The following is an 8,445-nucleotide window of genomic DNA, read 5'->3' as shown; positions in this document are numbered from 1 at the left end:
CGCCATAGAGCGAGAAGTTTTCCGACATTTTCGCATTGATGCCCAAACCGCCCTCAATGGCCGAACCAAAATCTCCAAGCTTGAAGTTGTCGCCAAAGTTTACTGTTCCGCCATCGCCAAAGCTCGTCAAAAGGTTCAGCTTACCGTAAACACTCACCACACGCCCTTGCGCCGTGGGCTGCAAAGTCTTGACCAAACGTCCTCCCACTCGCGCCGTCCACTGGTTCTGATCGCCCAGATCAACTCGGAAGTTGTCGATATCACGCTGCGTATCAAACATCAGACGCTGATAAACAAGTTGCGCCTGCGGCTCGATCACCAAACCTGCAATACCCGTTTCAAAAGGCATTCCCGTTTCAACGGATACAGCAAAACTGTCACCCTTGACCTTGGCCGTCTTGCCGCGTAGCGACGTCGATACATCACCGCTAAAGCCGCCATAAGAGATTATGCCATCAACATAGAAACCATTATCACGCAAATAGGTGGCATAAGCCGATACTGTCCATTTATTGATATCATTCTTTTCGCTGCCATAGACATGCTTCGGCTCGAAAGACAATTCACCATAGCTGCCCGATAAACCAAAACGGGTGATACTGTTGGCCGTTTCAATGGCATAGAGGTTTCCGCCCGCCTGAATGGCGGCATATTGCATATCGGCATCATAGCCATAGTTCAAAGCACTGCGGTTGGATGACGTGTCATAGGTACCGCCATAGGTGCGCAGGAAGAACTCTCCCTGCCCGCTGCTATCACCCATTTTGTTCTGACGGATCTCGCCCAGGCGGCTATGCAAATTGCTGATATCCATCAGGCCTGCCTGAAACAGCGCTGTGGGGGCCACAAGATAACTGGCAAGCTGGGGTGCAACCGCCTTGACAGGCGGTGTCGTGCCACCACCGTTGCCGCCACCATTGGGATCAACGGGGTCAACAGGCGGCTCGACATAGACACTTTGTAAGCGATAGTCCCAATAAGGATTTGTACCATCTACGAGGCGTTGGGTTTCATCGGCTGCGCCATTTTTGGCACCCGGCCCATAGGCATAAAGCGAATACTGATAGGGCAAACCATTCATGGTTACGTATCCGCCACGCAATTTGAACGACTCTTCCGCAGCATTGCCCGCCACCTGAATGAGCGAAATACCTTCTCCAGCCAGATTGCCACCTGTACTGGTCGCGCCGCCCGGACTAGTGTCAGTAGCCGTTATGCTTACCAAAACCGTGCCAGTTACATCGCCATTCACCAGCAAACGGTCGGTGTGCTGGTTATCCATAGCGCCACCGCTGTTGAGATAGGTGTTCATACCAATATTGGCGTTTGTCGTATTAAGGTTTGATGTCACTAGGGTTTGAAACGCCATATCTGTAGGTGCAGCAAAGACCAATGAACTGTTATCGAGCGTCAGATTGGTCACCGTCGAGGTCGTACCCCCAATCGGTGCTTGCAGCGTCCAGACCGAATTATTCTTTAGAATCATATTGGTCGCTGAATTATCGTCCAGTGTCGCGCCACCGGTTAGCTGGCTGTTATCGGCTTCGATATCGACTTTTGCCCCATAATACGTGCCGGAATCGAAATAACTGGTAGATGTTACAAGCTGCAATCCGCCGTTCAAAACAGAATTCTTTAAGTTAAGTGTGTTCTGTCCACCATTGGCAACGATACCAACACCGTTTTGGGCATCGATAGAACTATTATTCACTGTCACACTGTTGTTCGCCGTTAGGCCCAAAAATACAACACCATGCCCATTCAAGCCTGTCGTTTTCAGTTGCGTTTGATCAACCGTAACCGATGCAAGGGAAGCCACAACAATGCCATAAGCCTCGCTGCCTGCCACATTAATCGTACTTTTCGCTACAGAAATGGACGCGCTGTTATTGCTGGCATAAATACCGTGCGCCCCGCCACCAAGCGTCGTAATGGTACTGTTTTTGACTGTCACAACACCATTATTATAAGCTCGCAGCCCTATATTGCTCGTGACGAACGTGTTGATCCGCACATCATCAATATGGGTCTGCGAATTCCGCCCTGAGGCCAACACTGCAAAACCTCCGGACCCATTAACCGCTATAGAACCACCTGTAAGAGAAACAATCGCACCGGCGTCCGATTGCAAGGCATGGGCACGATTGACGATAATGTCCGTATTGGTCAATGTCAGCATGGCATTATTGGCATAGGCACCCGTCGCGCCCAGCCCTTCGGTGATGATTGTTAGCGCGTCACCGGTCACATCGGTACGATTGTCACCTGTCAAGGCATTGCCTACAACCCATATACCATTTCCATAGTCAGCCATCGTATGGATCGTTCCGTTTTTTAGCTCGACTGTGCTGTATATATTGGCATTTAACCCTTCACCAGCAGTACTGGTCACATCAAAGTTTTCGGCACGCAGATAGCTCCGATCGTTCGAACCTGCACCTGTACTTAACGCAGTTGCAACAGATTGAATTTTCGTCCCCTCGATCAGAACACTTCCACCGAATGATGCGCTGATAGCGGGGTACTGGCCGGTCGCGCCCAAGGTGACACTGCCCCCATTGATTGTCAGTACCGAACCGACACCTTCCGAGTTTAAAGTCCCGTTTCCGGTGTAAGCCACATCGTTTAAAGTTATACTGGCTTTGTTTTTCACATAAAGGGCAATCGGGTACATCGTACCGTTACTATTGACGGAACCACCATTCATAACAATAGAACTGCCGCTTCCGTCAGCCCATAAAGGTCGAGCGGAATTAATATGGCTGTCAGTCAGCACTATCGTACCGCCCTTAAAGGCTTGGACTGCCGCGTTTCCAGGAAACCCGCCATCGGTTGCAGTTATATTACCACCAATGAGGCTACTTCCTGCCCCTTCGACATAAATTGCCGCATCACCCGGTGCCGTACCTGCCGTGGCGTAGTTTTCGCCGGTTTTATTGACTGTTGTACCGTCTTTGATAGACAGGGTAGCACCTTGGGCTCCCAAAACCGACACACCATAAACACAGGCTGCAAGAGACAAATAAAATCTACTTATCGACATTTCCGTGACCCAATAACAGAAAGGCGCACAACCCAAAAAAAGACCGCGCTTTCTTATCCGCATGAACGACCTTCCAGCCGACACAGAACAAACAAGCGACACAACCATAAACACCACACAGGACCCGCCATGGCCCATGCAGCAATGATCGCCAGGTAAATTGATGACTTCCGTACGCTGAGATTGACTTTAATTTGGCCGGAATCCTGCCAAAAGCGCGGATTCGTCCAACGTTGAAAAAAGTTTTACCCCCCGCCCGTCAAACTCGTCAACGAGGATCAGGATTCGCACTAAAACTTTCGTAATTTAGGAAGGTTTTATCAGTGAATAATACTAAATGCGGCAACAACATGCCATCATCTGTCCTATATTAAGACAAAACAGTTTATTACTTTGAACCATTCCAGACACCCCTCTTTTCCTTCCAGCCGAATTATCGCATAATAAAAAGCGTGATTTTCATTGCTTTCAATCGACTGACCCGATGTTTTACAAACAGAAATAAACCTACCACCCAAAGGCAGATGAGTTTAAAGCGCCTGATGTTCCTTTGAGATAGGTGGCACACAACGCGCACCGGTTCCAAAATGGAATTGAGGCACTACATAGACTGATAGAACAGATGTAACACATCTGTGCTTAAAACGCGGTACACACACATTAATCGCTGAGGAAACCCGGCGATAGAATTAGAATTATATTACATTTGGATTTTTGTAAAGTCCAAATGTGTCTTTTGAGGATATTTCTTTGGCGCGTCTGGAAATAGGAGCGAAAACACCGTTAGGCAGCCGTCTTCGAGATGTGCGCAAAACACTCGGGGATATTGACCGTTCAGTGTTTGCGGAAAAGCTGAACATCAGCAAAAGCGGGCTTGCTCATTATGAGCGTGGCGAGCGGTCGCCCGATGCCTCAGTGCTTTTATCTTATCTCACGGTCTTTGGTATCGATATTAATTGGTTATTGACAGGCAAGGGCGAAATGTTTTGCGGATCAAACGGCAAGCAGGATTTTGTCGGTCACGCACTTTTGGACGAACGGCGCTTGCAGACAGCAATAGAAGCCGTCGAAGAAGGCCTACAAAGAACTGGCCACGCCGTCACAGCGCAGAGAAAAGCACAACTTGTATTGGCAGCCTATGAACTTTTGGAAAGCGGCGGCCAAAAGGCGATGATTTCACGCCTCATCAATGCGCTTTAGGGTCAGGACCTAAAGAAGCTTTCGTATAAGACTGCAAAGACAACCTTATCCTCTTGGCAAACATTGATGGGATATGCTGCTCGACTTGTGTGTCGAAATAAAGTTCCCGACGCATCTTGAAAATGCCCGTTTCTGCCCTCTTTATCTCACGAACGATTAGGTGCATAATGTTTTGTGCAACTGGGGGGTGTGCGAAAAAGGCTGTAAAATGAGTGATAAACAAATTTTGCCGAGCGACATTACCGCCTTCTGGTTGAATGCGGGAAAGGATAAATGGTTCGTCAAGGATGACAGCTTCGACCAACTCATCGTCGAAAACTATCAACCCCTTTGGCAAAAAGCGCTGGCTGGTCGTTTGGCAAGCTGGTGCGACAGTGATGAAGGCTTACTGGCTCTAACGATCGTACTCGACCAGTTTCCACGTAATATGTTTCGTCAGGATGTCCGCGCTTTTTGTAGCGATAAGGATGCACGCAAAGTTGCAACAAAAGCGCTCGAAAAGAATGTCGATCAGCGGGTTGACCCGCAACTCCGCCCCTTTCTTTACCTGCCGTTTGAACATTCGGAAAATCTTGACGACCAGAAAAAGAGCATGCAGCTTTTCACGGCTTTGGGAGATGAACGTCTATTGCATTTTGCCCAAGTCCACTACGACATCATCAATCAATTTAGACGCTTTCCACACCGCAATGCCGTATTAGGGCGGACAACGACACGCGAAGAAAAAGCATTTCTTGATGCGGGTGGCTTTACCGGATAATAACCGGAGGCAGAAAGGCCTTATTGCCTTCCCGGCCTCCGGCGGTCCCCGCTTGGACCTTTTTTATTTATTTGTTTCATTGGCCAGCCGGATAAACCGGTCATCGACAGTTTTATCGAGATCGATTTCGGTGGCAGCTATCGCGGGATCTACAGTTAACAGCTTTAGCGCGGTTTCCATATCCGCGTTTATTCCGCTACACTCTTTCACAAGTTACTGTGTTAAAGAAAATACAAACGAAACTACGCTTACAAAGTATTGATTCGGATAAAGGCCAGTTGGACTACCCTTGCTATCAATGGCACGTATTCCGCTTAGCTTATATCCGCTCGGCACCGTATATTCACTTGTCGTTACATCCGTATAGTTTGTCGCTTGTGAAGTACCTTCACCGCATGAAACTTGTGTACCATCAAGATTATAAAAGGTTATGTTTATAATACGGTATTTTCCTGGGTCGTCCTGCCAAATACCTGAAAGCACCTTAATTTTAGCCAAATTTTTTAATGGGATTATCATAGGTTGCCCCCCCGTCCCACCAGCTGAACTACCTTCATCCGTACCAATCGCATCAACGACACCTCGAGATCGAATGTATATATTATAATTTGGGGGACCTATCAAAAATTCTTGCTCAGAACCATCGTCAGGATTCTTTTTTCCATATGGTCCAGCTATAAGTCGTGGTCGAACTTTCAGTAAGGTCGTTTCATCAAAGTCAATTGATCGATATTTACCCGTTGCGGAAATTATAACATCTGATGACGTTACAGACCCGGTAGCAACCTTCGCCATACCTTCTTCGTCAATGTTTACTATGTCCGGGTTGCTTGCCGCCCATTCTATATCATCATTTACAGAAATTGATAAAGAACCATCGGATGGGTATGCCTTTAAAAAGTATTGAACTCGACTCCCATCAACAACGACCATATCCTTGGGCGTTAAATCGAAATTCAATGTCACAAAACTTATGTGGCTATCAGCACTCGTATATAGATTGTCACCGTAAACCGCCGCAGACACTAAGACATCATGAGCAGCTGCCGATGTCGCTGTAAGGGTTATGAGAGCTGTGCCAGTAGAATCCGTTTCAGATTGGGTCGTAGATAGTTTGGCATTGACGTCGCTTGTCCTCCAATTGATGACCACATTTGAATCAGTTAATGGATTTCCATTCGCGTCTTCAATAGTAGCAGTGTATTCGAAGCTATCACGACCATTTGCAATCGCACGTTTTTCCGCGCCGACGAGTGTCACAGATTTGATTTTAGCAGTGGATACATCACCCACAAAGCTGACCTTGGTTGCATCATCGGAGGCTGTAAACAGTGTTGAGACAGCACCTGTCACCACAACATCGGCTACGGCTTTGGTGGTGCTGGTCAATGTGATCGTTGCAACACCCGAGGCATCGGTGGTGGAGGTTGTGGCAGAAAGCGTGGCATCATTGTCAGGTGCCTTGCTCCAATTGACCGTTATATCGGACATCGCATTGCCATTACCATCCTTGACGGTCGCGACATAATCAAAAGCATTGGTACCATTGGCAACCTTGCTGGTGACACTGGTATCCTTGAGCTCGACAACCAATGTGGCTGTCGTTGCATCAGGCACAAAGCTGACCTTGGTCGCATCATCGGAGTCTGTAAATGGTGTTGTGACCTTACCCGTCACGACAATATCGGCTACGGCTTTGGTGGTGCTGGTCAATGTGATTGTTGCAATACCTGATGCATCGGTGGTGGAGGTTGTCGCAGAAAGTGTGGCATCATTATCGGGTGACTTGCTCCAGTTAACAACAACACCGGACATGGCATTGCCATTGCCATCCTTGACCGTTGCAACATAATCAAAAGCATTGGTGCCATTGGCAACCTTGCTGGTGACACTGGTATCCTTCAGCTCGACAACCAATGTGGCTGTCGTTGCATCCGGTACAAAGCTGACCTTGGTCGCATCATCGGAGGCTGTAAAGGGTGTTGACACCTTACCCGTCACCGCAATATCGGCAACAGCCTTCTTTGTGCTGGTTAGCGTGATCGTTGCAATACCTGATGCATCGGTGGTCGAGGTTGTCGCAGAAAGCGTGGCATCATTGTCAGGTGCCTTGCTCCAGTTAACAACAACACCGGACATGGCATTGCCATTGCCATCCTTGACGGTCGCGACATAATCAAAAGCATTGGTACCATTGGCAACCTTGCTGGTGACACTGGTATCCTTCAACTCGACAACCAATGTGGCTGTCGTTGCATCCGGTACAAAGCTGACCTTGGTCGCATCATCGGAGGCTGTAAATGGTGTTGTGACCTTACCCGTCACCGCAATATCGGCAACGGCTTTGGTGGTGCTGGTCAACGTGATTGTTGCAATACCTGATGCATCGGTGGTGGAGGTTGTGGCAGAAAGCGTGGCATCATTATCGGGTGCCTTGCTCCAGTTAACAACAACACCGGACATGGCATTGCCGTTGCCATCCTTGACGGTCGCGACATAATCAAAAGCATTGGTACCATTGGCAACCTTGCTGGTGACACTGGTATCCTTCAACTCGACAACCAGTTTGGCTGTCGTTGCATCAGGCACAAAGCTTACGAGCTGGGCACTGACGACATTTGTGTCGTTGAGGACATTGGCGCTGACCTTGATATTGGCGACTGCTTTGGTCGTGCTGGTCAGCCGAATGACAGCAATACCCTGACTGTTTGTTTTGCTGGTGACACCGGATGCAGTGCGCGTGGTGGCCGAAAGGACGACATCGCTACCCTTATCCTGCGCCCATTCAACGACAGCGTCGGGCACAAGATTGCCCTGTTCGTCATGAACAATTGCCTGGAACTCGAAGAAGTTGACACCATTGGCAACCTTTGACGTCTCGGTGCCGACAAGAACCACATCGGTCACACGGGCCGTGCTTGCATCGGGAACGAACTGGACCTTGGCCGAGGAGATGTTTTTACCGTCAACAGACGGTGTAAGAATAAGCGTTTCCGGCGTTGTACCGGCAGTGACTGTGATCTGGTAGACACCGGCATCCACCCGCTTGAAGGATGGATCAACCTTGGCGGTGTTCTTGCCTGTGACATTCAATGTGATATCGCTGACGGGAACATCATAGGCCGTGCCCTGCATTGTCTTTAACGACAGTGTCAAGGTTTGCGCGGACACATTATCGGCCGGCAGTGTCGTTTCGGGCGGGGTGAAGGTGCTGTTGGCATTGTCAAATTGTGGGGCGTTGACTGTCACGGTTGTCGTTGCCTCTTTCGAGGTGTTGCCTTTGACATCCGTTGCAACGGCATTGACGACATAGCTGTTATTGCCACCCTGCTGATAGGGCGGAAGAACCACCGAATAATCGCTGACACCACTGCCTTGAACGATCTTGCCGCCTGCTGCAATCAGGGCTGCCGCCATCACACTGACGCTTGCCACATTATGC

General features: G+C 48.9%; 4 protein-coding genes. 2 read left to right on the top strand and 2 right to left on the bottom strand.

From position 1 onward, the window contains the following. A partial coding sequence (locus ACYSNS_RS06850) for an autotransporter family protein (protein WP_461722417.1) occupies positions 1-3,043 on the bottom strand: 3,043 nt, incomplete at its 3' end. Between the two features lie 750 nt (positions 3,044-3,793). Here ACYSNS_RS06850 and ACYSNS_RS06845 point away from each other — a divergent pair. Both ACYSNS_RS06845 and ACYSNS_RS06840 read left to right on the top strand, forming a co-directional pair. Further along, complete coding sequence (locus tag ACYSNS_RS06845; RefSeq protein WP_461722416.1) at positions 3,794-4,243, top strand: helix-turn-helix domain-containing protein; 450 nt, start codon at positions 3,794-3,796, stop codon at positions 4,241-4,243. Between the two features lie 208 nt (positions 4,244-4,451). Continuing rightward, on the top strand, positions 4,452-5,003 hold the full coding sequence (locus tag ACYSNS_RS06840; protein WP_461722415.1) for a DUF924 family protein: 552 nt from the start codon (positions 4,452-4,454) through the stop codon (positions 5,001-5,003). A gap of 213 nt (positions 5,004-5,216) precedes the next feature. Here the strand turns inward: ACYSNS_RS06840 and ACYSNS_RS06835 are convergent. Beyond that, positions 5,217-8,445: Ig-like domain-containing protein (locus ACYSNS_RS06835; RefSeq protein WP_461722414.1), on the bottom strand; the 3,229-nt coding region annotated here is incomplete at its 5' end.

Source organism: Bartonella sp. LJL80 (assembly GCF_054871565.1).
Note: the sequence above shows the minus strand (reverse complement) of the source record. Positions and strands in the feature narration are given on the sequence as shown.

What these genes read in the sequence shown, in the direction of transcription:
- ACYSNS_RS06840 (WP_461722415.1), top strand. Translation starts at nt 4,452, where the DNA reads ATGAGTGATAAACAAATTTTGCCGAGCGACATTACCGCCTTCTGGTTG.